The following is a 24,614-nucleotide window of genomic DNA, read 5'->3' as shown; positions in this document are numbered from 1 at the left end:
CGAGGGGGTGCAACGTCACGTACCGTGTGGTCACTTCCGCGACCGGGGAAGGCGCGGACCCGGCGGCATCGGAACCTCCTTCCGACGTCACCGCCCGACCCGTGCAGGAGGGCCGACTCGATGACCGGCACAGATGTGGATCCCCGCACGACACACCACGCTGCGCTCGGACCGCTGCTGTTCACCGTGGCCTACGAGATCCTCGGCTCGGCCGTCGATGCGGAACACGTTGTGCGGCAATGCTTGTGTCAGAGCCCGCCCGGCCCGGGGGAGGTCGGGCCCGGGGACGCCCGGACGCATGTCACCGCGCTGGTCGTGCCGCGAGCGGTGGATGCGCTGGCTGTCCGTCGACGCGCCGCGGACGGTTACGTCGGGCCGTGGCTGCCCGAGCCCATCCGGTTGGACGATGACGCCATGGCCGATGGGGTCCTCGCCGAGGCGGTGTCGACCGCGCTGCTCGTGGTCCTCGAAGAACTCGAGCCCGAGGCCCGCGCGGTGTACGTCCTGGGCGAGGTGTTCGGATTCGGCGCCGACGCGATCGCCACGATCCTGTCGCCGACGTCGGGGGACGTGGAGCGGATCGCGGAACGGGCCCGATCCCTCGTCGAACGTCGGCGCCCCCGCTTCGATCCGGTGGACCGTGCCCGCGCCGCGGAGATCGTCGATGCATTCCTGTCGGCGGCCGAATCTGGTGACGCCGGAACCCTGTTGACCCTCATGACACCCGACGTGGTGCTCACCTCGGACAGCGACGGCAAGACCACGGCGGTCCGCCGGCCCATGTGTGGTGCGCCCGCGGTCATGCAGGTCCTGTCCGGATTCGCCCGGATCGGTGCGGTGCTCGACGACTATCGCGTCGAGTTCGCGATGTTCAACAGTCAGCCGGGAATGATCCTGCACTTCGACGGCCGGTTGCAGACCGTCCTGACCCTCCGCGTCGTCGACGGTCTGATCGCCGACATCTACGTGATGCGCAACCCCGACAAGCTCGGTGGGGTCGAGCATCCCCGGTCCGTGACCCGGTGACCTTCCGCCGGCTCGAGGAATGACACGTCAGGCGAACAGTCCGGACAGCGTCTGTTCGATCTGGAACCGGAACAGCTGTTCGGGGTGTGCGAAGGTGTCGGCTCCGTACTGGCCGAATGTCTCGAGGCTGATCGCGCCGACGAGCACCGCCCACAGCGTGGTGGCCGCGGCCAGGACCGCGGCCGGCGTGTCGAGGTCGAACTCGTCGCGGATGGCGTCCATGTCGGCAGCGATGTCTGTTGTCGGAGAAGGAAGGTCGGGACGCAGCAGGCCTTCGTGATGGGCGGCGACGCACTCGCGGAGAAGCCGGACGGGGATACGAGTACCCGGACCGATGGTCCGATCACCGGGGGCGGAGTAACCGGGCACCGGACTTCCGTAGATCAGCGCCCATCGGGCGGGGTCGGCGAGCGCCCACCTTCTCGCCGCCGCGGCCGCGGCCGCGAGCCGTTCGCGCCGGTCGGCGGCATCGACGGAGTCGGCCGCGGCATCGACCGCGTCGGCGACGTCGGTGTACGCCTCGACCAGCAGCATGGTCAGCAACTCGTCGCGGCTCGGGACGTACCGGTACACCGCGGAGGAGACGACGCCCATGTCGCGGGCGATGGCGCGCAAGGAGAGCCCGGCGGCCCCGTAGGTGGTCAGGTGTTCGCGTCCCAACCGACGGATCTCGTCGGTCATCATCGCGCGGTTCTCCGCGCGGCTTCGTCCGGTGGCCATGGCGATGATCCTGCCACAAATCGAGAGCGGTGCTCTTGATTTGTGGGCGTGGCGTCTGCATACTGAAAGCGAGAGCACTGCTCTCGAAACCTGACACCTCGACGAAAGGCCGAACATGACCGCGACTGCCCACTACAAGGCCCCGAGCGGCTTCGACGCCGTCGTCAACCGCGCTGTCCGCTGGCTCGCGGACCGCGGGGTCGATCTGGCCGGGGCGCAGACGCTCACCGTCGTCGGCCGGCGGACCGGCACGCCGCAGCGGGTGCCCGTCAACGTGCTGCGACTCGACGGGGCGGAGTACCTGGTCGCGGTCCGCGGCGACACCCAGTGGGTGCGGAATGCGCGGGCGGCCGGGACGGCCGAACTGCGCCGCGGCCGGCGGCGGACCGTCGTGGCCCTCACCGAAGTCGACCCCGCGCTCCGTCCGCCGGTCATCCGTGACTATCTGCGGCGCTGGGGGTGGGAGGTCGCGCGCTTCCTGCCCGCGGGTCTCGAGGTCTCGTCGTCGGACGACGAACTGGCTGCGCACGCCGAACTGATCCCCGTCTTCACCGTCACCGCTGCTCACTAGACTCGGTGAGGTGTCACGTCCCGAGTCCGAACCGCCGCAACGTCGCGGTGTGGTGTCGGAGCACCCCGGGACCTCGGCGGGCGGACAGGGGCCCGAACGCAGCTCGCGCTGGGTGATGCACCTCGACATGGACGCGTTCTTCGCCTCCGTCGAACAGCTCACCCGGCCGACTCTGCGCGGCCGGCCGGTCCTCGTCGGCGGGTCCGGCGGACGCGGGGTGGTCGCCGGGGCCAGCTACGAGGCCCGCGTGTTCGGTGCCGGGTCGGCGATGCCGATGCACCAGGCGCGTCGGCTCATCGGTCCGACCGGTGTGGTCATCCCGCCGCGCGGCTCGGTGTACAGCACGGTCAGCAAACGGGTCTTCGGCATTGTGCGCGAAGCGGTTCCGATCATCGAGACACTGTCGTTCGACGAGGCGTTCGGCGAGCCGGCCGAGCTCGTGGGGGCGACGGTCGACGAGGCCCGCGATTTCGCCGAGTTGCTCCGGGCCCGAATCCGGTCCGAGGTGGGACTCGCCGCGTCGGTCGGACTCGGGAGTGGCAAGCAGCTGGCGAAGATCGCCTCGGGTATGGCCAAACCCGATGGGGTGATGGTGATCCCGCCGTCGGGGCAGCTCGACTTCCTGCATTCGCTCCCGGTGCGCAAGTTGTGGGGCATCGGGCCGGTGTCGGGTGATCGCCTGGCGCGCCTGGGCATCGTGACCATCGGGGACCTCGCGGCGATGTCGCCGGTCGAGGTCGCCTCCGTCCTCGGCGGTACCGTCGGGCCCGCCCTGCACCGTCTCGCGCACGGCATCGACGACCGGCCCGTCGCCGAACGTGCGTCCGCGAAACAGATCAGCGCCGAGTCGACCTTCGCCGAGGACATCGTCGAACTGGATGCGCTCCGTCCCGCCATCCGCAAGGCCGCCGTCGACGCACACCGCCGATTGCGCGCCGACGGACGGGGCGCGCGCACCGTGGTGCTGAAGCTCAAGAGATCCGACATGTCGATACTGACGCGCTCGGCGACCACCGCCACGGCCACCACCGACTTCGACGATCTCGAGCGCTCGGCGCAGCGACTCGCCCTCGACCCCCGGTCGGTCGGCGCCATTCGTCTTGTCGGCGTGAGCTTCTCGGGCCTCACCGCGGTCCAGCAGTATGCCTTGTTCGACGATGTGTTCGCGGAGGGGGCGGGCGATGTCGAGACCACCCACCACGACACGGCCGAGGGCGACGCCGCGGATGCGGACCGGATTGCAGTGCCTCTGCCGGAGGTCGGCGCCGAGACGGCCGACCCGGTGGTCGACGGTGTCGGCGCGGCGCTCGCCGCACCGGTGACGGACTCGCTGTCCGCACCCACACGATTCGCGCCGGGTGGCAGTTCGATGCCGGTCGGACGATTCGGGCCGGGCGCCGATGTGACCCATCCCGATCATGGACACGGCTGGGTCCAGGGCAGTGGACACGGAGTCGTCACCGTGCGGTTCGAGACGCGGACGAGCGGGCCGGGACGCACCCGCACCTTCGGCGTCGACGACCCCGAGCTCCGTCCGGCGAACCCACTCGACAGCCTCGAGTGGGATCTCCCGCACGACGACTGACCCGCGCGTACGGGCGACGGGTGGCACCCGCTGTGAACCGATGCCGGCGGCGCTCCTCAGGGGTGTCGGCCGACGAAGAAATCCGCGATCGCATCGCGATCGTGGCCCGCGGTCACCAGGGCGATCAGGGCCATGCGAGCCTGCGGGGCGCGCAACCATGGCGACACGATCGCGCCGGCCCGACACAGATCGACGGCACCGCCGCCCCCGCCGTAGGTCGCCGACACCTCGCCGTAGGGGACCCGGCTCGTCACGACGACGATCACCCCGCGCTGCACGGCGAGGGCCACCTCCGCGGTGATGTCCGGGTGGGTGTTGCCCGCCCCGGTGGCCGCCAGGACCAGCCCCGCGGCGTTCTGGGCGACGGACGCGGCGATCAGACCCGGCGACACGCCCGGGTAGAGGGTGAAGGCGTCGACCCGCGCCGTCCGCCCGACCGGCACCGGTTCCGTCAGCACCCGTCGCGGGAGCGGCGGGTCGTTCGCGGGACCGGCGGCCTGCACGGTGTCGAAGGCAGCGAGGGCGGTGGTGGACACCTTGAACAGACCGCGTGCGGGTAGCAGCCGACCGCCCAGGGCCACGAGGACGCCCCGACCGCGCGCGGCCGGGTCGACGACCGCGGCCAGCGCGGCGCCGAGGTTCGCCGGACCGTCGGCCTCCGGGGAGTCGGACGGCAGCATCGCGCCGGTGAACACGACCGGCCGGTCGTCGGCGGCATACAGGTCGGCGAGGAACGCCGTCTCCTCCATCGTGTCGGTTCCGTGTGTGACCACCACACCGCGGACCGCCGGGTCGGTGAGCGCGTCGGCGATCGCGCGGACCACCGCGAACTGGTCGGCGACCGTCATCGCCGAGCTGTCCACCGACATCAGATCGACGGTGCGGATCGCGGGTCCCGTGTCGGTTGTGCCGGCGACGGACAGGAGTTCGGCGGAACCGAGTGCGGGGACCGCGCCGTCGGCGGTGCGGTGGGCGGCGATGGTGCCTCCGGTGCTGATCAGCACGATCGCGGGGGTGCCGGTGGGAGGGGTGCCTGTCATGGTGCCCAAGGGTCACCGGAACCCGACCGGCCCGTCAAGCGTTGCCTGCTCGGCGCCGCCCCGGACTGCCGGACCGTCGGGGGTGTCGTCGGTACCGGGGACCCACAGTGCTCGTCGTTTGGCATAGTGGTGTGGGCCGTCGCCGGGTCGTACCCGGCAGACACGTCCGGCATCGCGGTACGAGTAGCGCCCACCGGCGCACCCCATGCCCGAGAACACAGTGAGGGAGATCGTTGAAGTATCGGAAATTTCTGGGCGCGACCATGATCGCGGCAGCGTTGATGACCACCGTCGCGGCCTGCGGGAGTGACGACGCCGACGCACCACCAGCACCGACGCTCACCAGCACCGACACCGCAGCCGCCGGCGGCGATGGCTCCGAGATCACCGACGGCAGCAACCCGCCGTCGATCGCGGCCCTCAACGAGCTGGTCGACAAGGCGGTCGACCCGGACATCCCGCGCGCCGAGAAGGTCGAGCTCGTCGAGGGATCGGAGAAGGACCCGGCGATCTTCGACGAGCTGGTCAAGGCGCGTGCCGAGAACTCCGACGTCGACTGGGTGCTCGTCAACCCCGTGATCAGCGCCGGCCCCAACAAGGCCCGCGTCAAGGTCCGGATCGAGACCGCAGGCAACCCGCCGACCAACGCCGAGTCGACCATCGTCTTCGACGACGGACGCTGGAAGCTCTCGAACGAGACCGTGTGCAACCTCCTCGGCCTCTATCAGGTCGAGAGCGCCATGTGCGCCCCCGCGAGCTGACTTCCGTCCGCCTCGCCACCGAGTGGGGTGGCGTCCCCGACGGTGCCTTCCGGCGCGTCTCTCGCCGATCATGATCCGCGGCCCCGGATCGCCGACCGATGTCGGCGAGCCGGGGCCGTCGGCATTCAGCGCCAGGTGACGGACAGGCCGGTCTGCTGGAGCAGCGGGCGGCCCGGGTCCGCGCCGACCAGCTCTCGGGCCCCGCGATAGGTGGCCTCACCGGAGACCGGGAGCCCGCGTGTCAGATCGACGGTGACCGTGCCCTCGCCGGCGTAGCTGTAGCGGCTGATGGTGAGGCTGTCACCACCGCCGGGGATCGCGAACACCGAGTTCACCGGGGTCTCGTCGGCCGTGTAGTCGATGGTCAGCCGGTTGCCGTCCCAGGAGGTGAGTCGCGCCTCGATGGTCTGGGTGACGGTCGCGGCCGCCGCGATCACCCGTTCGCTGCGCCACGTCGCGCCGACCGCGACGGGTTCGGTCGGCAGTACCACGGCGGTGTTGAACGCCGAGACCAGCGCCTGCTCGACCGCGAGCCGCGCCTCGCCGCCCGCCTGCTCCGGCGGCGCGATACGCAGCGACACCGGCGCGTATCCCGGACCGAGGGTGAGCCCGGCCGTCGCACCGGCCATCGCCGCCATCGCGTCGTTCAACGTGGTGTCGGGGGACGTGACCGAGCCGAGGTCGAGTTCGAGGTCGGCGAGATCGGCACAGCCGAAGCGTGCCGTGAGGGGCATCTCGACGGTCTGGGCGTCCGCGCTGCCCGGCGACGCGACCTCCGACGTCGTCACGAGGGTCACCGACTGGGCGGTCGCGACATCCGGTGCGGTGGTGGGCACGCGGCGCTCGCCGTTGCCCGGGTCGACGATCGTCACCGTCGCCGGTGCGATCGGCACCGGTGCCGCACCGGCGGCACGGGACGGTGAGTCCGCGCTGCAGCCCGCCGACGTGCTCGGCCGCGCATCGCCGGACGTCTCGTCGGCATCCGACGAGCATCCCGCGACCAGGACCGACAGCGCGGTCGCCGCTGCGATCGACGAGACGACGGACCGGAGGCGACGGGGATGCGGGGACACGGGTAGCCAGGGTATTCGACGGGTCGTGGACAATGATGCTGTGGATGACCAACCCCTGACGGATCGAGAGCACGTGGACCCGCACGGAAGTGTCGAACCCGGGGCCGACCGCGGACCCGACGACACCGACACGTCCGTACGCGAGCGCGGCCGCCGGCTCCCGAAGGTCACCCTCGCGGTGCTCGGTGTCGCACTGGTCATCCTCGGCCTCGACCAGCTGACGAAGACGATCGCGGTCGCCACCTTGGATCCGGCACGCCCGGTGGAGATCATCGGCGACTTCGTGACCCTTCGTCTCATCCGCAACAGCGGGGCGGCCTTCTCGCTCGCGACCGGATACACCTGGGTGCTCTCGATCATCGCCCTGGTGGTCGTCCTGGTGATCATCCGCTACAGCAGCCGTCTGCGGTCGTGGTGGTGGGTGGCCGGTCTGGCGCTCGTGCTCGGTGGGGCCATCGGGAACCTGATGGACCGGATCTTCCGCTCACCGCAACCACTTCAGGGTCACGTGGTCGACTTCGTGTCGGTGGGATGGTGGCCGGTGTTCAACGTCGCCGACTCCGCCGTCGTGTGCGGCGCGATCCTGCTGGTCATCCTCTCGGCGCTCGGCTTCGACTACGACGGCACCCGCACGGGCTGGGCGGCGCGGCGAGACCGGCGCGACGAGCAGGACACCGCGGGTACCGAGGGCGGCGCCCATGCGTGAGTCGCGATTCCTGCCGGTGCCCGACGGCCTGGACGGGATGCGCGTGGACGCCGGCGTCTCGCGGATGCTCGGGCTCTCGCGCACCGTTGTCGCCACCCTCGCCGAAGACGGCGACGTGGTCGTCGACGGGGTGGCGGTGGGGAAGTCCCACAAACTCGCCGCCGGCACCATGCTGCACGTGACCCTGCCCGAACCCGAGGAACCGCTGCGCGTCGAACCGACGCCGGTCGAGGACCTCGAGGTCATCTATCACGATTCCGACATCGTGGTCGTCGACAAGCCGGTGGGAGTGGCCGCGCATCCGTCCGTCGGCTGGAGCGGACCCACTGTCATCGGGGCCCTGGCCGCCGCTGGTTTCCGGATCTCGACCTCGGGCGCGCACGAGCGTCAGGGAATCGTTCACCGTCTCGACGTCGGTACTTCCGGGGTCATGGTGGTCGCCGTCTCCGAGCGCGCGTACACGCTGCTGAAACGGGCCTTCAAGCAGCGGACCGTGCACAAGGGGTACCACGCCCTCGTCCAGGGCCACCTGGATCCGCCCTCGGGGACCATCGATGCTCCCATCGGTCGTCATCGGGGCAACGACTGGAAATTCGCGGTCACCGCGAACGGCAAACCGAGCGTCACCCACTACGACACCCTGGAGATGTTCGCAGCGGCGTCGCTGCTCGACGTGCACCTCGAAACCGGTCGTACACATCAGATCCGCGTTCACTTCTCGGCCCTGCATCATCCGTGTTGCGGTGATCCGACCTACGGTGCCGACCCGGTCCTGGCAAAGAAGCTGGGTCTCGAACGCCAATGGCTGCACGCGCGGTCGTTGGGATTCGCCCATCCCGCCGACGGTCGGCAGGTGGAGTTCACCTCGTCGTATCCGAACGACCTACAGCACGCGCTCGACGTCCTGCGGGCGACCTGACCGGGGGCGTTCGATCGACGGCTTGTGGGCGACATCCCCGCCTGGCACGGCTAGATTGAGGGGGTGCTCGAGCCGGGAACCCTCGTCGCCGGGTACCGCGTCGACCGGGTACTCGGGAGCGGAGGCATGGGTGCGGTCTTCCTCGCCCGGCATCCTGAACTGCCGCGATACGACGCCCTGAAGGTACTCAAGGACTCGGCAGGACTCACCGACAGCAATTTCCGACGCCGGTTCCTACGCGAGGCCGAGGTCGCGGCCACGCTCGACCACCCCAACATCGTCACCGTCTTCAACCGCGGACGCGCGAGTGTGCCGGTGGCGTCGAGACCGGACAGATCGGCCGAGGCCGACTTGCTGTGGATCGCCATGCAGTACGTTCCCGGAACCGACTGTGCGCGGGAACTCGCCGCCCGCGGCCGGTTCGCCCCGCGGCGCGTGGTGCACATCGTCTCGGAGGTGGCCCGGGGGATCGATCACGCCAACCGGCGCGGGCTGCTCCATCGCGACGTGAAACCCGCCAACATCCTGCTCGCCGAGGTCGACGAGGACTCGTCGTTCGACGAGCAGCGGGTCCTGCTGACGGACTTCGGGGTCGCCAAACTGTCCGACGAGACCGAGGCGCTCACCTCGGTCGGCACGGTCCTGGCCACCCTGTCCTATGCCTCACCCGAACAGTTGACGGGCGGCCGACTCGACGGCCGGACCGATCAGTACTCGCTGGCGGCCACCACCTTCCACCTGCTCACCGGACGCGTGCCCTTCGACGATCGCGACAACGGCGCGGTCATCGGAGCGCATCTGAAAGAGCCGGTGCCGCGGGTGTCCGAACTCGTACCCGGCCTCACGCCCGAGGCAGACACCGTCCTCGCCCGGGCGATGGCGAAGACGCCCGGCGACCGATTCGCCAGTTGCCGGGAGTTCGCCGACGCCCTGGCCACGAGCCTGCGGAATGTCCGGCCGAGATCTGTCGCCGACCTCGATGCGGAAACGATCCGCGGGGTCCCCGGCGTTCACCCGGTCGGCCGCGCCGCGGCCGCCCCGCCGCCGGAGATGCCGGTACGCCCCGGTCGACCGACACCGCCGCCTGCCGGGCGTCCCCCGGCCGCCGACCGGATGCCCACGGATCGTCGCCCGCCCCGGCCCGGACACCCCGCGCCTCCGGACCCGGCCCTGGAGGCGACGCAGCGGGCGGGCGCGGCACGCGAAGCCAACCCGCCGCCCGAGCGGGGGCCGGCCCGTACGCATCGCCCGGATGCGGGACCGCGACGGGATGCGGGGCCTCGAGCGGTTCACGGGCCGCGCCCGGTGGCCCGTCCGGGAGAGGGTTCGAGGCCGACGACCGGCGCCGATCCGGCGGTGTGGCAGCACCCGCCGTCGAACCCCTTCCGCCAGAGCAACGACCACCTACGACCCGACGGCTCGCGGCCCGACCGCGCCGGTCCACCGCATGATCCGCTCCGTTCCGGCCCGCCGGGTGTCGGACGTGGCCCGGCGCCGCGGAATCCTGCCGTTCCGTCCGGATCGGTACGGCCCGCCGGGCCCAACCGGCTGCCCGTCGTCCTCGCGATCGTCGCCGGTCTGCTGCTGATCGCGATCGTCGTGGTGTTCCTGGCCCTGTGAGGGGCAGGAGCGTCGTCTACCCGGTGGCCGGCGCCGCCGTGGTACCACAGTTGTCCCATGCGTCACGACCCGGAGTGGCACCCCGGAGGTGTCGGTACACGCGCCTAGAGTGGACCCGGAATCGGACCCGGCACACCGAGCGCCATCGGGGGCGCTCTCGGGCGCCGACACACGCCGATCGAACCGACATCTGACGACCGACCCGACAACCACCGACCGATCTGGACAGAAGAGGCGCCGTGACGGACTCGTTTGTACACCTGCACAACCACACCGAGTACTCCATGCTCGACGGTGCGGCGAAGGTGTCCCCGTTGTTCGCCGAGGCCAAACGGCTGGGGATGACCGCGATCGGTATGACCGACCACGGAAACATGTTCGGCGCCAGCGAGTTCTACAACACCGCGGTCAAGAACGACATCAAGCCGATCATCGGCATCGAGGCCTACATCGCCCCCGGATCGCGGTTCGACACCAAACGCATCCAGTGGGGCACCCGCGAGCAGAAGAGCGACGACGTCTCCGGCTCGGGTGCGTACACGCACATGACCATGGTCGCCGAGAACGCGGCCGGCCTGCGCAACCTGTTCAAGCTGTCGTCGCTGGCATCCATCGAGGGACAGCTCGGCAAGTGGTCGCGGATGGACGAGGATCTGATCGCCGCGCACGCCGAGGGGATCATCGCCACCACGGGCTGCCCGTCCGGTGAGGTGCAGACGCGGCTCCGGCTCGGTCACGATCGCGAGGCTCTCGAGGCCGCGGCGAAGTGGCAGGAGATCTTCGGCAAGGACAACTTCTACCTCGAGTTGATGGAGCACGGCCTCGAGATCGAGCGGCGCGTGCGCGACGGTCTGCTCGATATCGGTCGCAAGCTCGGCATCAAGCCCATCGTCACCAACGACTGCCACTACGTCACCAAGGAGCACGCCGCGGCGCACGAGGCGCTGCTCTGTGTGCAGACCGGCAAGACCCTCTCCGATCCGACCCGGTTCAAGTTCGACGGCGACGGGTACTACCTGAAGTCCGCGGCCGAGATGCGCGAGCAGTGGGATTCGATCGTCCCGGGCGCCTGCGACAACACCCTCGAGATCGGCGAACGCGTCGAGTCCTACAAAGAGGTCTTCACCCACCGCGACCGCATGCCGGTCTTCCCGGTGCCCGACGGCGAGACGCAGCAGACCTTCCTCCGCAAGGAGGTCGCCAAGGGACTCGCCGAGCGTCGGTTCGCCGGCACCGAGGTGCCCGAGGAGTACCTGCAGCGCGCCAACTACGAACTCGACGTCATCATCCAGATGGGGTTCCCGGCGTACTTCCTGGTCGTCGGCGACCTCATCCGGCACGCTCTCGAGGTCGGCATCCGGGTGGGTCCGGGTCGTGGCTCGGCGGCCGGCTCCCTGGTGGCCTGGGCCCTGGGCATCACCAACATCGACCCCATCCCGCACGGACTGCTCTTCGAGCGATTCCTCAACCCCGAGCGTGTGTCGATGCCCGATATCGACATCGACTTCGACGACCGTCGTCGAGGCGAGATGGTGCGGTACGCGACCGATCGGTGGGGCAGCGACAAGGTGGCCCAGGTCATCACCTTCGGCACCATCAAGACGAAGGCCGCGATCAAGGACTCGGCGCGCGTCCAGTTCGGTCAGCCGGGTTTCGCCATCGCCGACCGCATCACCAAGGCGCTGCCGCCGCCCATCATGGCCAAGGACATCCCGGTCTGGGGCATCACCAACCCCGAGCACGAGCGGTACAACGAGGCCACCGAGGTCCGCACGCTCATCGAGACCGATCCGGACGTCAAGAAGATCTACGATACCGCCATCGGTCTGGAAGGCCTGATCCGCAACGCGGGCGTGCACGCCTGCGCGGTCATCATGTCGTCGGAGCCGCTGACCGATGCCATCCCGGTGTGGAAGCGCGCGCAGGACGGCGCGATCATCACCGGATGGGACTATCCGTCATGTGAGGCCATCGGCCTGCTGAAGATGGACTTCCTCGGTCTGCGCAACCTCACCGTCATCGGTGACGCCCTCGAGAACATCAAGCTGAACCGGGGCATCGACCTCGACCTCGACGCGCTGCCCCTCGAAGATCCCAAGACCTACGAGCTCCTCGCCCGCGGCGACACCCTCGGCGTGTTCCAGCTCGACGGCGCGGCGATGCGCGAACTCCTGAAGATGATGCAGCCCACCGGGTTCGAGGACATCGTCGCCGTCCTCGCGCTGTACCGGCCGGGTCCCATGGGTGTGAACGCGCACACCGACTACGCCAAGCGGAAGAACGGTCTGCAGGACATCCGGCCGATCCATCCGGAGCTGGAGGAGCCGCTCAAGGAGATCCTGTCGGAGACCTACGGCCTGATCGTCTACCAAGAGCAGATCATGCAGATCGCGCAGAAGGTCGCCGGGTATTCGCTCGGACAGGCCGACCTGCTCCGACGCGCGATGGGCAAGAAGAAGAAGGAGATCCTCGACGAGGCCTATGACGGCTTCGCGGAGGGCATGCGCAACAACGGTTTCTCCCAGGCTGCGATCACCGCACTGTGGGACACCGTCCTGCCGTTCGCCGGGTACGCGTTCAACAAATCGCACGCCGCGGGCTACGGACTGGTGTCGTTCTGGACCGCCTACCTCAAAGCGAACTATCCCGCCGAGTACATGGCCGGTCTGCTGACCTCGGTCGGCGACGACAAGGACAAGGCCGCGATCTACCTGGCCGACTGTCGCAAGCTCGGCATCACCGTGCTGCCGCCCGATGTCAACGAATCCCAGCGGAACTTCGCCGCGGTCGGCAAGGACATCCGGTTCGGCCTGGCCGCGATCCGCAACGTCGGGTCCGGGGTCGTCGGGTCGATCATCTCGGCGCGTGAGGAGAAGGGGAAGTTCACCAATTTCTCCGACTATCTCGGCAAGATCGACGTCACCGCGTGCAGCAAGAAGGTGACCGAGTCACTGATCAAGGCCGGGGCGTTCGACTCACTGGGTCACCCGCGCAAGGGCCTGTTCCTCGTGCACGGGGAGGCCGTCGAATCGGTCATCGGTACCAAGAAGGCCGAGGCGATCGGCCAGTTCGACCTCTTCGGCGACGCCGGCGGTGCCGACGACTCGATGGCCGAGGTGTTCGCGGTCAAGGTGCCCGAAGAAGAGTGGGACACCAAGCACAAGCTCGCCATCGAACGAGAGATGCTGGGGCTCTACGTGTCCGGCCACCCGCTGAGCGGTGTCGAACACGCGATTGCGGCGCACACCGACACCTCCATCACGACGCTGCTCGAGGGGAACGTCGCCGACGGCGCCCAGATCACGATCGGCGGCATCATCTCCTCGGTGACCCGGCGCGTGAACAAGAAGGGTGAGCCCTGGGCCGCGGTCACGCTCGAGGACATGGTCGGTGGCGTCGAGGTCTACTTCTTCCCGCGGGCCTACGTCGCGTACGGGATGGACATCGTCGCCGACAACATCGTCCTGATCAAGGCGCGGGTGAATTTGCGAGACGACAGCATGATGATCAGCGCGAACGACCTCGCAGTACCGGACCTGGAGACAGCCGGCGCGACGAAACCCGTCGCGTTGACGCTCTCGGCCCGGTTGTGCACCCCCGACCGCGTCGCCGCGCTCAAGCAGGTGCTGACCCGGCATCCGGGAATGGCCGACGTGCACGTCACCCTGGTCAGCGACAAGCGCCAGACCCAACTGAAACTGACCGAGTCGCTCCGGGTGGCACCCAGTTCGGCGTTGATGGGTGACCTCAAGGCACTACTCGGGCCCAGCTGTCTGAGCTGACCTCCTGAGGGTTGCTGCTGGTTGAGGAGCGATAGCGACAGGCGGCCTTTCCGCTGGTTGAGCAGGCGAGGAGCGATAGGGACAGGCGGCATTCCTGCTGGTTGAGCAGGCGAGGAGCGATAGCGACGAGCCGTGTCGAAACCACCCGACGCACCCCTCACAGGCGAGCCGTGACCTAGGTTTCGGGCCCCCGAACATTTTCCTTCGTCATCCGCTACACTCGTCGTCACGTCCGGTACACGCGGCTTGCGAGGGAGTGATTCGAGATGACGACCCTGATCGATGTCGACCCGAGCCATCGAGAGCCGCGGGCGGCCCGCACCGTCGACGTCTTCGGTGTGCAGTGGCCTGCGCACAAGATCCACGCAGTCGTGGCAGCCGCGGCGGTCGCGCTGGTGAGCCTCCTGCTCGTCGGGTCGCTCGAGATCACCGCGTGGGCGAGCGGGCTTGTCCTGCTCGCCGTGTGGTGGGGCGAGCGCTACCTGCCCGGTACGGCAGCTGTCGCTCCCGCGTCGAACCCGCCCGGGATCTCGTAGATCCGACCGTCGAAGCCGGCGCGGAACAGACGTCCGGCCGAGAATCCGCGGTTTCCGCGTCCGTACGAGAGGACACTCGACGTCGGGAGTCCGGTCGCCAGCACGCAGTAGCTGCCCGGTGAGGTGACCCGCACGATCTCACCGGTGGCGTTGAACGGCACGATCGGTCGGTCGCGCGAATCCAGCGTCAATCCGTCGGGAGTCGACGGCGCGCCCACGTTGAGCAGATTCTGTACAACTCGCGGATTCGCGGTGGAGATCCGGCTGACGCCCGGGTTGACGAACGTCCGCGACACGTAGAGCCACCCGTCGCCGCGTCCGAGTACCGCCCCGTTGGCGCTCGGCAGCGCTCCCCAGGCCGCCTGCACGGCACCGGTGGGACCCACCCGGCCGATGAGATTGCCGAAATCGTTGGTGGCGTACACATTTCCGCGCGCGGACACGTCCATCCCGTTGGCCGCCGAGAGTCCCGACACCCAGGGGCGCAGCGCGCGGGTGGTGACATCGAGGCGCGCGATGGACGCGTGTCGCAGCGCATCGCCGACGAACACACGAGGATCGGCACCGTATCCGACCAGCAAGGTGCCATCGGGGGTCCAGGCCAGTGCGCCCGCGCCGCTCCCGCCCGGCACGCGTGCGATCGGAACAGCCGGTGCGCCCGGTCCGGCGAGGCGATACACGCGACCCGTGATCAGGTCGGTGGTGTAGAGGCGACCGCCGGCGTCGACGGTCAGGCCCTCGAGCGCCGCGCCCGGTACCGAGCCGACGAGTCGAGCAGGCTGGCCGGCTCCGGCGCACACCGGCGCGGCGACAGCTTGCGCCGGTTCGACCGCTGCGCCGAGTCCGACGGCCAGCGCGGCAGCCGCACCGAGAGCGGCCAGCCGCGACAGTCGGCGCGCGCGGGATAGGAAGGTTCGACGAACGGTCATGGCTGCTCCCTGGTGGGTGGGGCTGGGTCACCGTCGGTGGTCACGATGAGGCGGCCGTGGGGAGGTTCCCGCCCGGCCGGCTCTCATACCCACCGTCCAGTGTTACGCCACCGGGCGGGCGAATGTGTCGTGATCGCGATTCGGGCGGGTGTCGAGACGGCGAAGCCGCAACCGGCAAGACTCGAACCCGCAGGACCGGATCACCGGCCGACAGTGAGAACATGGCTGTCGTGAGTACGCACCACGTCCCGGTCCATCAGCAGGCTTTGTCGGTAGACGCGATCGAAGCCGCGTCGATTCGCATCGCCGACGCGGTGGCGCGTACCCCGCTCGAGACCTGTCCGCGCCTGTCGGCCGACGCCGGGGCCGAGATCTACCTCAAGCGGGAGGACCTGCAGGCCGTCCGCTCCTACAAGCTGCGCGGCGCCTACAACGTGATGGCGCAGTTGTCGGCCGACGAGCTGTCACGCGGTGTCGTCGCGGCCAGTGCCGGAAACCACGCCCAGGGTGTGGCGTTCGCGTGCCGCAGCATGGGGGTGCCCGGTCGGATCTACGTCCCGACCACCACGCCCAAACAGAAGCGGGACCGAATCCGTTGGCACGGTGGTGACTTCGTCGAACTCCGAGCCGTCGGGGAAACCTACGACGCCGCTGCGGCGGCCGCCCAGGACGATGTGATGCGCACCGGGTCGGCGTGGATCCACGCGTTCGACGACCCGCGGACCGCCGCGGGGCAGGGGACCATCGCCCACGAGATCGTCGAGCAACTCGGTCGTGTACCCGACGTCGTCATCGCACCGGTCGGCGGCGGGGGATGTCTGGCCGGGATGGCGACGTACTTCCGGGGTCTGTCCGATGACGTGACGATCGTCGGCGTCGAGCCGACCGGTGCGGTGTCGTTGAGTGCCGCCCTCGTCAACGGGGGACCGGTGACGCTCGCCGAGATCGATCCGTTCGTCGACGGCGCGGCGGTCAAACGCATTGGCGCCATCGGGCACCGGGTGCTGTCGGAGCTCGGCGCGACGGTCACCGATCATCCGGTGCTCGCCCAGATCACCGCGACGCCGGCCGTGCGGGTGATGCCAGACGAGCGTTTCGCGCCTGCGCCGGGAACCGCGCACATCACTCATGTCGATGAGGGTGCCATCTGTTCGGCGATGCTCGAGCTCTACCAGAACGAGGGCATCATCGCCGAACCCGCGGGGGCGCTCGCGGTCGCGATCCTCGACAAATTGCAGCTGCCGGCGGACGCCGCGGTGGTGTGCCTCGTGTCCGGCGGCAACAACGACGTGTCCCGATACGGCGAGATCATCGAACGCTCGCTGGTCCACCGGGGGCTCAAGCACTACTTTTTGGTCGACTTCCCGCAGGAGCCCGGTGCGTTGCGCCGCTTTCTCGACGAGGTCCTCGGACCCGACGACGACGTCACGATGTTCGAATACGTCAAGCGCAACAACCGCGAGACCGGTGCCGCGCTCGTGGGCATCGAGCTCGGACACCGCGACGGACTCGGCGGCCTCATGGACCGGATGGACCGCTCGCGGTTGCACTGTGAGCGGCTCGAACCGGGTTCCCCGGCGTACGCCTATCTCACGTAGGACGTCGGGTGCTTCGTGGGCCGATGCGCATTCCCGGAGCCCCGATGTCCGACACGCGAACGACTCCCGACAATCCGGGAACATTCCCGACCTGGGTCGCCTCCAAGTACATGAACCGCCCAGAAGCACTGCACACCAGCGCTTCACCACTTGGAAGGACCCACCATGAGCACCGAGATCCCCGCCGACGCCGTTCTGATCGACACCGATGGCGACGGAGCCGTCGACGCCGCACTCACCGATGTCGACGGTGACGGCACCACCGACGCCATCCTCGACACCGACGGCGACGGCCAGGCCGACTCCATCGCCTACGACACCGATGCCGACGGCGAGATCGACGTCATCGAGGCCGACACCGACGCCGACGGTCTCACCGACATCGCGGTGGCCGACACCGACGGTGACGGCACCTTCGACACCGCCGTCGACGACGAGGGCAACGTCGAGGTCGGCGACTTCGGCAGCATCGACGGCGGCGACTCCGTCTGACCCCACCTTCCGATCCATGGCCCGAAGCCGCGGTACACGCGGCTTCGGGCTAGGAGACGTTGCCGCGGTGGCCGATGATCACGTTGTGGCCCGGCGAGGTGAACCCGGCGCCGTCGGAACGGGCCGCCTCCCACGCCATCTCGACGTCGAGTACGAGGGGCACGGTGACCGGTTCGTCCCCGGGCACGCACACCACGGACCAGTCCCCGCGGTGCATCGCGAACCATCCGGACGCCTCGTCGAAGTCGACGGACACCGACGCGAAGGTCGGATCGTGCAGCGCCGCTTCGGCTTTCCGTAACGCGATCAGCGTTCGGTAGAAGTCGAGCATGCGGGCGTGGTCGGGATCGTCGAGTTCGGTCCAATCCAGCTTCGACAGCTCGAACGTCGCCGGATCCTGCGGGTCCGGCACATCGTCGCTGTCCCAGCCGTGTTCGGCGAACTCCGCCTTGCGCCCCTCGGCGGTGGCTCGGCCCAGTTCCGGTTCCGGGTGGGACGTGAAGAACTGGAAGGGCGTCGCGGCAGCCCATTCCTCACCCATGAACAGCATCGGGGTGAAAGGGGACAGCAGGACCAACGCAGCCTTGATCGCGAGTTGACCGCCGTCGAGATAGGCGCTCGGACGGTCGCCGATCGCCCGGTTGCCGATCTGGTCGTGGTTGCAGGTGTAGGCGAGCAGCGCCGACGCGGGCACGGAGTCGGTCGGGATCGGCCGTCCGTGATGCCGCCTGCGGAACGAGGAGTAGGTGCCGTCGTGGAAGAAGCCGCCGGTGAGGACCTTCGCCAGGCACTCGTAGCTGCCGAAGTCGCCGTAGTAACCCTGCCGTTCGCCGGACACCAGCGTGTGGATCGCGTGGTGGATGTCGTCGTCCCACTGCGCCGCGAGCCCGAGTCCGTTGACGGTGCGCGGCAGGATCATCCGGGGATCGTTGAGATCGCTCTCGGCGATCAGCGACAGTGGGCGCCCGAGTCGGGCGGCGAGGTCGTCGGTGGCGGCGGCGAGCTCCTCCAGGAGGTGAACGGCGCGGTGATCGGTCAGCGCGTGCACGGCGTCGAGACGCAGTGCGTCCACGTGGAACTCGCTGAACCACCGCAGCGCGGTGCCGAGGATGAACGCGCGCACCTCGTCGGAGTCCGGATCGGACAGATTGACCGACGACCCCCACGATGTGGTCCCCGCGCTGAGGTAGGGCCCGAAGTCGGGTAGGTAGTTGCCGGAGGGGCCGAGGTGGTTGTACACGACGTCGAGGACGACGCCCAGTCCCGCCGCGTGACAGGCGTCCACGAACCGGGCCAGCGCCGCGGGCCCGCCATAACTCTCCTGGACCGCGTACCAGCCGACGCCGTCGTAACCCCAGTTGTGCTCACCGTTGAACGCGTTGACCGGCATCAGCTCGACGAAGTCGACTCCCAACTCGACGAGATGATCGAGTCGGTCGACCGCGGAGTCGAGCGTGCCCTCGGGTGTGAACGTCCCCAGATGTAGCTCGTAGACCACCGCACCCCGGATGTCCCGGCCGGCCCACGCGTCGTCGGTCCAGGCGTCGGGGTCGACGGTGAACAGCGCGGAGAGTTCGTGCACCCCGCCCGGCAGACGGACGGCGCGCGGGTCCGGACGCGGTGGTCCGCCGTCGATCGAGAAGCCGTAGCGGAGATCGCCATCGGTGCCGTCCGCCGGCATGGCATCGACCTGCCACCAACCGTCCGCCGCGGTCGACATGGGCGTGCGCACCTGCGTCGAACCGGTCTCGCTCGTCGTCACGAGGTCGACGACCTGCGCGTTCGGCGCCCAGACGCGGATCTCGTCCAGCGACCGCGGCGATCGGAACGGGCCCCCAATGGAACGAAGTGGTAGGTTTTGTTCCCGTTGGTCGGCCGACCAAGTTATTGTGCTCTGGGCAACAGCAGGAACGGTCGGGGGATTCGTCACATCATGCAAGGTATGTCGGACCCCGGACAGGTGCAGTCGCGGGCTACTGTGAGGCCGGACACATTCGGACCACGAGAATGGGGTATGTTACCCGCGGCGCTTCTGCCCACGGGGGGCACGCGGAGGGGTTCTGCGGAAACGAGGACGCGTGTCGGCGACGACACGCGCGATCGCGACCTGACGGCCGGTGAACGGGTAAGCCGAGACGCAAGGGTAGGGATTGAGCACTAACGCAGTCACCTCGGACGACGAGGAGGTGGGCCGCAAGAGGCCGGGGGCGGTTCGGTCGTGGTACGACGGCCACATCGTCGCCTCGTTCGACACCTTCGGACGTCAGCTCGGCATGTTCGTCGAGGTGTTCCGGACCCTCTTCGTCGACCTCTTCAAGCGGCGGTTCCCGTTCGGCGAGTTCGTCCGACAGTGCGCCTTCATGGCCAGCACGTCGGTCTTCCCGACGCTCCTGGTCGCGATCCCGATCGGCGTCATCGTGTCGATCCAGGTGTCCAACATCGCCGGTCAGGTCGGTGCGACCTCGTTCTCCGGTGCCGCGACGGGCCTGGGCGTGATCCGGCAGGGCGCCCCGCTGGTCACGTCGTTGCTCCTGGCCGGCGCGGTCGGCTCGGCCATCGCCGCCGACCTCGGCTCGCGCACGATCCGCGACGAGATCGACGCCATGCGCGTCATGGGTGTCAACCCGATCGAACGGCTCATCTCACCGCGACTGCTCGCGACCATGGTGGTCAGCTTCCTGCTCTGCGGGTTCGTCTGCTTCGTCGGGTTCATCACGGGTTACGTCTTCAACGTCTACTTCCAGGGCGGCACACCGGGCAGCTACACCGGGACCTTCGCGTCCTTCGCGACCACCGCGGACCTGATGTTCGCCCTGGCCAAAGCCGTCATATTCGGCGCGATCGTGGCGATCGTCGCCTGCGATCGCGGCCTCTCGACGAAGGGCGGACCCGCCGGCGTGGCCAACTCGGTCAACGCCGCCGTCGTCAACTCGGTCCTGCTGCTGTTCACGGTGAACGTGATCCTGACGCAGCTGTTCACGATCCTGTTCCCGGCGAAGGTGGTGTGAGATGACCGCGTCACGGTACGTGCCACCGGCCCTGCGGCCGCTCGAGGCCGCCAAGGCGGTGTATCGCGGTCCGCGCGATGCGCTCGCCGCCATGGGCCACCTGATCACGTTCCTGGTCCGGTCCATCGGTGCGGTCCCACTGGCGTTCCGCCACTACAGCAAAGAGGTGTGGCGCCTCCTGGCCGATGTGGCGTGGGGCAACGGTGCCATCGTGGTCGGCGGTGGAACCGTCGGCGTCATGGTGATCCTCGGGGTCATGGGCGGTGCGACGGTCGGGATCGAGGGCTACACCGCCCTCAACCTGCTCGGCATGTCGCCGGTGACCGGCGGTCTGTCCGCCTTCGCGACCACCCGTGAGATCGCGCCCCTACTCGCCGCGACCGCGTTCACCGCCCAGTCGGGCTGCCGGTTCACCGCACAGCTGGGTTCGATGCGCATCGCGGAGGAGATCGACGCCCTCGAGGCGATCGCGATCCGGCCGCTGCCGTACCTCGTCACCACCCGGATGTGTGCGGCGGTCCTCGCGATCGTCCCGCTCTACTCGGTGTCGCTGGCCGCGAACTACCTCGCCTGCCAGTTCATGTTCATGGTGCAGAGCGGTCAGGGCGGGGGCACCTACCTGTACTACTTCAACCAGTTCCTCGTCTCGTGGGACATGTTGTTCTCGTTCCTCAAGGTGATCGTCTTCGTCCTGCTGACGACCTTCATCCAGTGCTACTACGGCTACTTCGCCTCAGGGGGACCCGAAGGAGTGGGAGTTGCTGCCGGACATGCCATCCGCCTCGCGATCATCGTCATCGTGTTCGCGAACCTGGTCATGACACTCGTGTTCTGGGGCACCTCGCCCGGAATCAAGATCTCGGGTTGAGGGGGAGACCGTGAACATCGCGACCGACGGGCGCAATCCCTCCCTGCTGCAGTACGTACTGCGCGGCGTCGCCTTCCTGCTCGTCCTGCTGGTCATCTTCGTGCTGCTCTTCATGCGCTACCAGGGGACGTTCAGCAAGACGGTGGCCGTGACCGCCGACCTCGTCGATGTCGGTGACGGCCTCTCCAACGGCGCCGACGTTCGGTACAACGGGCTGATCGTCGGGACCGTCAAGTCCATCGCCGTCGACGACGACTCGCAGACCGATGCCGCCCGGCTGATCAAGAACGTCGGCATCGACATCGAGCCGGCCCAGGCCGAGGGGATCCCGGCGTCGGTGACCGCGCGGACGGTTCCGTCGAACCTCTTCGGCGTCAACTCCGTCGAGTTGGTCCCGCCCGCCGAGGTGGGCGGCGACCGGCTGGCCGCCGGTGCCGTGATCCCGGCCGACAAGTCACTCGAGACGATCAAACTGCAGGACGCCCAGAACGAGCTGAAGCAGATCCTCGACGCCGTGCCGCCCGAGGAACTCGCGCAGGTGCTCGGCACCATCGCCGACGCCCTCAAGGGCGGCGGATCGGTGTTCGGGTCGTTCGTCGGCGTGTTGCGGACCTACTTCGACTCGATCAACGCCCAGTTCCCGCCGGGAGCCCCGCCCGGTTTCGACAACTTCGACGCCGCGCTCACCGGACTGTCGCAGTCGGCGCCGCAACTCCTCGACACCCTGGGACGCAGCGTGATCCCGGCGGTGACGATCGCGGAGAAGCAGCGCGATCTGACCGCGGTGCTGACGGCCAGCCAGGGGCTGCTCGATCAGACCCAGTTGCTGTTCGCGCGCAACGGCGACGGCGGTCAGCGTCTCGTGACCGATCTGAACCGGATGCTGGGTGCGCTGGTCCTGGAACCGAACTCGCTGCCCCAGGGCGTGATCGCACTGAACAATCTCGCCGCCCGGGTGCTGACGGTGTTCACCGGCACGAACGGGCACGTCCAGCTCAACATCGGCGTCAGCTTCGGTGCCTTCCAGCGCTACACCCGGCAGAACTGTCCGGTCTACGACGGCGGTCCGTACGGCACCCTGCGCGGCCCGGGTTGTGTCGGGCCCGGAACGGGGACGGGGCCGACCATGTCCGGTCCGCTGTCGATCTACCCCTCCGACGGCATGCGCCGGAACAAGCCGGTGGGCAACGTGACCACCGACGCCGACAACAAGACCCTCGGCACCGTGTTGCGTCGCACCCCGTCGGCGGCCGACACGATCATGCTCGGACCACTGGTCCAGTCGCTCGACGTGCGGAACGCCACCGGTCCCGCGGGCGGCGACGGCCAAGGAGGAGGACGATGAGCGCGGCCTCGGAGTCGATCCGCAAACCGCTGATCGGGTTCACGATCTTCGGCATCGCCGCGTTGCTGGTCACCTACGTGATCTTCTCGACGCTGGAACGTTCGGTGCCGGGCACGACCAACAGCTACACCACCTACTTCAAGGACGCGTCGGGTCTCGCCACGGGCGACGACGTCCGTATGGCCGGCGTCCGCGTCGGCCGGGTGGACCAGATCGAACTCGCCGACGGCCGCGCGCGGGTCACCTTCGAGGTGCAGAACAACCAGCAGGTGTACACCAACACCCGTGCGGCGATCCGCTATCAGAATCTCATCGGCCAGCGGTATCTGAACCTGACCCTCGTTCCCGATCGGGACAGCCGGCCACTCGACCCGGGGTCGACGCTCGAGCTGCCCTCCGAGGACTCGTTCGACGTCACCACGCTGCTGGCCGGGTTCCAGCCGGTCTTCGAAACCCTCACCCCGGAGCAGGTCAATGCCCTGTCCGAAGGGTTGATCCAAGCGTTCCAGGGCAATTCGGTGTCGCTGAGCTACACGGTCGCCGAGGTCGGTCGGCTCGCGGAGGACACCGCCAACCGCGACGTCGTGCTCGGGGCGATCATCAACAACCTGAGCGTGGTGATGCGTGACCTGTCGCGGCAGGGCGGCCAGCTGGGCACCGTCATCGAGTCGATGTCGGCGCTGATCGCCAATCTCAACTCCAACTCGGCGGCCTTCGGTAGCGCGGTCACCGACATCGGCCGTACCGCAAGCGGTTTCGCCGACGTGCTGAGCGAAGGCCGGCAGAGTCTGGCGAACGCCGCGACGGACGGTCGAATCGCGACCAACACGCTGATCAGCAACGGCGCCAAACTCGATCGGATGGCGGTCGACGCCCCGGTCTTCCTCGGTCACTTCCCGCTCGTGCTCGGTGAGGGCGCCTACTTGAACATCTATGCGTGCGATCTCGACGTCGCGATCGGTGACGTCCTGCTGCCGCCCGGCATCTTCAACAAGATCGGCGGCACGAATCACTCGGTGGTGTGCCGATGAGCTGGTTCCGTAAGAGTTTCCGCAACAACCGGCGGGTGTGGGCCGGTGTGATCGGTGCCGTGGTCATCGTCGCCCTCCTGCTGGGCGTGACGGCCCTCGCCACTGCGCATCTGGGCAAGCAGACGCTCACCGGCGACTTCGCCCAGGCCGGCGGTATCCGGCCGGGGGACAAGGTCCGCGTCGCAGGCATCGACGTCGGCGAGGTCACCGAGACCGAACTCGCCGGGCAGCACGTGGCGATCACCATGAAGGTCGACAACGACGTCCGGGTGACGTCCAACGGCTCGGCGGAGATCAAGATGTCGACGCTGCTCGGTCAGCGCTACATCGATGTGTCGCTGGGGGATTCGCCCGAGGACGCGCCCGACGGACACATCGCGAAGACGGCCGTGCCCTACGACCTGCAGCGCACCATCGAGGCGGGGGCGCCGATCCTGACCGGTATCGACGACAAGACGCTCTCCGAGAGCATCCGGACCCTCAACCGGCAGCTCGCCGGCGTGCCGGCGATCACCGAGCCGACCTTCGAGGCGCTCACCCAGATGTCGAAGGTCATCACCAACCGCAAGGACCAGATCAATCAGCTGATCGCCGACACCAAGACGATCACGACCATCGTCAACGACAATCAGGCCCAGCTCGCCGTGATCGTCGGGCAGGGACGCGATCTCACCCAGAAGATCGTCGCGCGTGAGGAACTGGTCACCCGCATGCTCGACGGCATCGCCGAACTCACCGAGCAGGCGACCGCAGTGGCCGGCGAGAACGCCAACCAGTTCGCGCCGATCATGGCGAACCTGAACACGATCACGCAGGGGCTGGAGAAGAACCGCAACAATCTCCGCAAGCTGCTGGAGATCCTGCCGGTCACCGCGCGCCTGACCAACAACGTCATCGGTGACGGGCCCTACGCCAACGGCTACCTGCCGTGGGGCATCTTCCCGGACAACTGGCTGTGCCTGGCGCGGGTGGTGGACGGATGCTGACCACGGACAGGACGACAG

At 68.6% G+C, this 24,614-nt stretch carries 21 protein-coding genes; 16 read left to right on the top strand and 5 right to left on the bottom strand.

Going from position 1 to position 24,614, the window contains the following annotated elements; all coding sequences use genetic code 11:
• Positions 1 to 120: 120 nt before the first annotated feature.
• Positions 121 to 1,026, top strand: a complete 906-nt coding sequence (locus MHN80_RS08995; protein WP_239401032.1) for an RNA polymerase subunit sigma-24 — start codon at positions 121 to 123, stop codon at positions 1,024 to 1,026.
• A gap of 27 nt (positions 1,027 to 1,053) precedes the next feature.
• Here MHN80_RS08995 and MHN80_RS08990 read toward each other — a convergent pair whose 3' ends face one another.
• Positions 1,054 to 1,746 carry a TetR/AcrR family transcriptional regulator gene (locus tag MHN80_RS08990; protein WP_101819472.1) on the bottom strand — a complete coding sequence of 231 codons (693 nt, stop codon included), beginning with the start codon at positions 1,744 to 1,746 and terminating at the stop codon, positions 1,054 to 1,056.
• A gap of 115 nt (positions 1,747 to 1,861) precedes the next feature.
• Between MHN80_RS08990 and MHN80_RS08985 the strand changes: the two genes are divergently transcribed.
• Together MHN80_RS08985 and MHN80_RS08980 are read left to right on the top strand one after the other, a co-directional pair.
• Positions 1,862 to 2,317: a nitroreductase/quinone reductase family protein gene (locus MHN80_RS08985; protein ID WP_239401030.1), complete on the top strand. Its 456-nt coding sequence runs from the start codon at positions 1,862 to 1,864 to the stop codon at positions 2,315 to 2,317.
• Between the two features lie 10 nt (positions 2,318 to 2,327).
• Complete coding sequence (locus tag MHN80_RS08980; RefSeq protein WP_374206321.1) at positions 2,328 to 3,902, top strand: DNA polymerase IV; 1,575 nt, start codon at positions 2,328 to 2,330, stop codon at positions 3,900 to 3,902.
• A gap of 56 nt (positions 3,903 to 3,958) precedes the next feature.
• Here the strand turns inward: MHN80_RS08980 and MHN80_RS08975 are convergent, their stop codons facing one another.
• The gene (locus MHN80_RS08975) at positions 3,959 to 4,942 is read right to left on the bottom strand and encodes an asparaginase (RefSeq protein ID WP_239401028.1); all 984 of its coding nucleotides are present in this window, start codon (positions 4,940 to 4,942) and stop codon (positions 3,959 to 3,961) included.
• Between the two features lie 281 nt (positions 4,943 to 5,223).
• Between MHN80_RS08975 and MHN80_RS08970 the strand changes: the two genes are divergently transcribed.
• Entirely contained in the window at positions 5,224 to 5,703 is a 480-nt protein-coding gene (locus MHN80_RS08970; protein ID WP_004021215.1) for a hypothetical protein, read from the top strand.
• A 125-nt stretch (positions 5,704 to 5,828) separates the two neighbouring features.
• Here MHN80_RS08970 and MHN80_RS08965 read toward each other — a convergent pair whose 3' ends face one another.
• The gene (locus MHN80_RS08965) at positions 5,829 to 6,776 is read right to left on the bottom strand and encodes a hypothetical protein (RefSeq protein WP_239401026.1); all 948 of its coding nucleotides are present in this window, start codon (positions 6,774 to 6,776) and stop codon (positions 5,829 to 5,831) included.
• A gap of 40 nt (positions 6,777 to 6,816) precedes the next feature.
• Here MHN80_RS08965 and lspA point away from each other — a divergent pair, with 40 nt between their 5' ends.
• From lspA to MHN80_RS08940, 5 genes are all read left to right on the top strand, one after another.
• Positions 6,817 to 7,482, top strand: coding sequence for a signal peptidase II (gene lspA / locus MHN80_RS08960; RefSeq protein ID WP_239401024.1), 666 nt, complete (start codon positions 6,817 to 6,819; stop codon positions 7,480 to 7,482).
• The gene (locus tag MHN80_RS08955; RefSeq protein ID WP_101819478.1) at positions 7,475 to 8,401 is read left to right on the top strand and encodes an RluA family pseudouridine synthase; all 927 of its coding nucleotides are present in this window, start codon (positions 7,475 to 7,477) and stop codon (positions 8,399 to 8,401) included. The genes lspA and MHN80_RS08955 overlap by 8 nt, the downstream gene beginning before the upstream one ends.
• A 63-nt stretch (positions 8,402 to 8,464) precedes the next feature.
• The gene (locus MHN80_RS25700; protein ID WP_308219768.1) at positions 8,465 to 10,021 is read left to right on the top strand and encodes a protein kinase; all 1,557 of its coding nucleotides are present in this window, start codon (positions 8,465 to 8,467) and stop codon (positions 10,019 to 10,021) included.
• Positions 10,022 to 10,260: 239 nt separating this feature from the next.
• Positions 10,261 to 13,803, top strand: coding sequence for a DNA polymerase III subunit alpha (dnaE, locus tag MHN80_RS08945; RefSeq protein ID WP_239401022.1), 3,543 nt, complete (start codon positions 10,261 to 10,263; stop codon positions 13,801 to 13,803).
• A 266-nt stretch (positions 13,804 to 14,069) separates the two neighbouring features.
• Entirely contained in the window at positions 14,070 to 14,339 is a 270-nt protein-coding gene (locus MHN80_RS08940; RefSeq protein WP_101819481.1) for a hypothetical protein, read from the top strand.
• Here the strand turns inward: MHN80_RS08940 and MHN80_RS08935 are convergent.
• On the bottom strand, positions 14,282 to 15,268 hold the full coding sequence (locus tag MHN80_RS08935) for an SMP-30/gluconolactonase/LRE family protein (RefSeq protein ID WP_239401020.1): 987 nt from the start codon (positions 15,266 to 15,268) through the stop codon (positions 14,282 to 14,284). The genes MHN80_RS08940 and MHN80_RS08935 overlap by 58 nt on opposite strands.
• 221 nt (positions 15,269 to 15,489) lie before the next feature.
• Between MHN80_RS08935 and ilvA the strand changes: the two genes are divergently transcribed.
• On the top strand, positions 15,490 to 16,866 hold the full coding sequence (gene ilvA, locus MHN80_RS08930; protein ID WP_239401018.1) for a threonine ammonia-lyase IlvA: 1,377 nt from the start codon (positions 15,490 to 15,492) through the stop codon (positions 16,864 to 16,866).
• A gap of 165 nt (positions 16,867 to 17,031) precedes the next feature.
• Positions 17,032 to 17,358 carry a hypothetical protein gene (locus MHN80_RS08925; RefSeq protein ID WP_239401016.1) on the top strand — a complete coding sequence of 109 codons (327 nt, stop codon included), beginning with the start codon at positions 17,032 to 17,034 and terminating at the stop codon, positions 17,356 to 17,358.
• 49 nt (positions 17,359 to 17,407) lie between these two features.
• On the opposite strand, the gene treZ is transcribed toward MHN80_RS08925, so the two are convergent.
• The gene (gene treZ / locus MHN80_RS08920; RefSeq protein WP_275447564.1) at positions 17,408 to 19,168 is read right to left on the bottom strand and encodes a malto-oligosyltrehalose trehalohydrolase; all 1,761 of its coding nucleotides are present in this window, start codon (positions 19,166 to 19,168) and stop codon (positions 17,408 to 17,410) included.
• A gap of 340 nt (positions 19,169 to 19,508) precedes the next feature.
• Here treZ and MHN80_RS08915 point away from each other — a divergent pair, with 340 nt between their 5' ends.
• Genes MHN80_RS08915 through MHN80_RS08895 form a run of 5 tightly spaced genes read left to right on the top strand, consistent with a single transcriptional unit; the run spans position 19,509 to position 24,596 of the window.
• Positions 19,509 to 20,366 carry an ABC transporter permease gene (locus MHN80_RS08915; RefSeq protein WP_004021204.1) on the top strand — a complete coding sequence of 286 codons (858 nt, stop codon included), beginning with the start codon at positions 19,509 to 19,511 and terminating at the stop codon, positions 20,364 to 20,366.
• A gap of 1 nt (position 20,367) precedes the next feature.
• Positions 20,368 to 21,234 carry an ABC transporter permease gene (locus MHN80_RS08910; RefSeq protein ID WP_239401012.1) on the top strand — a complete coding sequence of 289 codons (867 nt, stop codon included), beginning with the start codon at positions 20,368 to 20,370 and terminating at the stop codon, positions 21,232 to 21,234.
• A gap of 10 nt (positions 21,235 to 21,244) precedes the next feature.
• Positions 21,245 to 22,579: an MlaD family protein gene (locus MHN80_RS08905; protein ID WP_004021202.1), complete on the top strand. Its 1,335-nt coding sequence runs from the start codon at positions 21,245 to 21,247 to the stop codon at positions 22,577 to 22,579.
• A complete protein-coding gene (locus tag MHN80_RS08900) occupies positions 22,576 to 23,610 on the top strand; it encodes an MCE family protein (protein ID WP_239401010.1) in 1,035 nt (344 codons plus the stop codon). The genes MHN80_RS08905 and MHN80_RS08900 overlap by 4 nt, the downstream gene beginning before the upstream one ends.
• Positions 23,607 to 24,596, top strand: coding sequence for an MCE family protein (locus tag MHN80_RS08895; protein WP_004021200.1), 990 nt, complete (start codon positions 23,607 to 23,609; stop codon positions 24,594 to 24,596). The genes MHN80_RS08900 and MHN80_RS08895 overlap by 4 nt, the downstream gene beginning before the upstream one ends.
• The last annotated feature ends 18 nt before the right edge of the window (positions 24,597 to 24,614 follow it).

Source organism: Gordonia sp. McavH-238-E, from assembly GCF_022348225.1.
In the GTDB taxonomy this organism is placed as follows: domain Bacteria; phylum Actinomycetota; class Actinomycetes; order Mycobacteriales; family Mycobacteriaceae; genus Gordonia; species Gordonia terrae.
Note: the sequence above shows the minus strand (reverse complement) of the source record. Positions and strands in the feature narration are given on the sequence as shown.

Coding starts and splice junctions, on each gene's coding strand:
- MHN80_RS08995 (WP_239401032.1), top strand. CDS start 121: ATGACCGGCACAGATGTGGATCCCCGCACGACACACCACGCTGCGCTC.
- MHN80_RS08990 (WP_101819472.1), bottom strand. CDS start 1,746: ATGGCCACCGGACGAAGCCGCGCGGAGAACCGCGCGATGATGACCGAC.
- MHN80_RS08985 (WP_239401030.1), top strand. CDS start 1,862: ATGACCGCGACTGCCCACTACAAGGCCCCGAGCGGCTTCGACGCCGTC.
- MHN80_RS08975 (WP_239401028.1), bottom strand. CDS start 4,942: ATGACAGGCACCCCTCCCACCGGCACCCCCGCGATCGTGCTGATCAGC.
- MHN80_RS08970 (WP_004021215.1), top strand. CDS start 5,224: ATGACCACCGTCGCGGCCTGCGGGAGTGACGACGCCGACGCACCACCA.
- MHN80_RS08955 (WP_101819478.1), top strand. CDS start 7,475: ATGCGTGAGTCGCGATTCCTGCCGGTGCCCGACGGCCTGGACGGGATG.
- MHN80_RS08940 (WP_101819481.1), top strand. CDS start 14,070: ATGACGACCCTGATCGATGTCGACCCGAGCCATCGAGAGCCGCGGGCG.
- MHN80_RS08935 (WP_239401020.1), bottom strand. CDS start 15,268: ATGACCGTTCGTCGAACCTTCCTATCCCGCGCGCGCCGACTGTCGCGG.
- ilvA (WP_239401018.1), top strand. CDS start 15,490: ATGGCTGTCGTGAGTACGCACCACGTCCCGGTCCATCAGCAGGCTTTG.
- MHN80_RS08925 (WP_239401016.1), top strand. CDS start 17,032: ATGAGCACCGAGATCCCCGCCGACGCCGTTCTGATCGACACCGATGGC.
- MHN80_RS08910 (WP_239401012.1), top strand. CDS start 20,368: ATGACCGCGTCACGGTACGTGCCACCGGCCCTGCGGCCGCTCGAGGCC.
- MHN80_RS08900 (WP_239401010.1), top strand. CDS start 22,576: ATGAGCGCGGCCTCGGAGTCGATCCGCAAACCGCTGATCGGGTTCACG.
- MHN80_RS08895 (WP_004021200.1), top strand. CDS start 23,607: ATGAGCTGGTTCCGTAAGAGTTTCCGCAACAACCGGCGGGTGTGGGCC.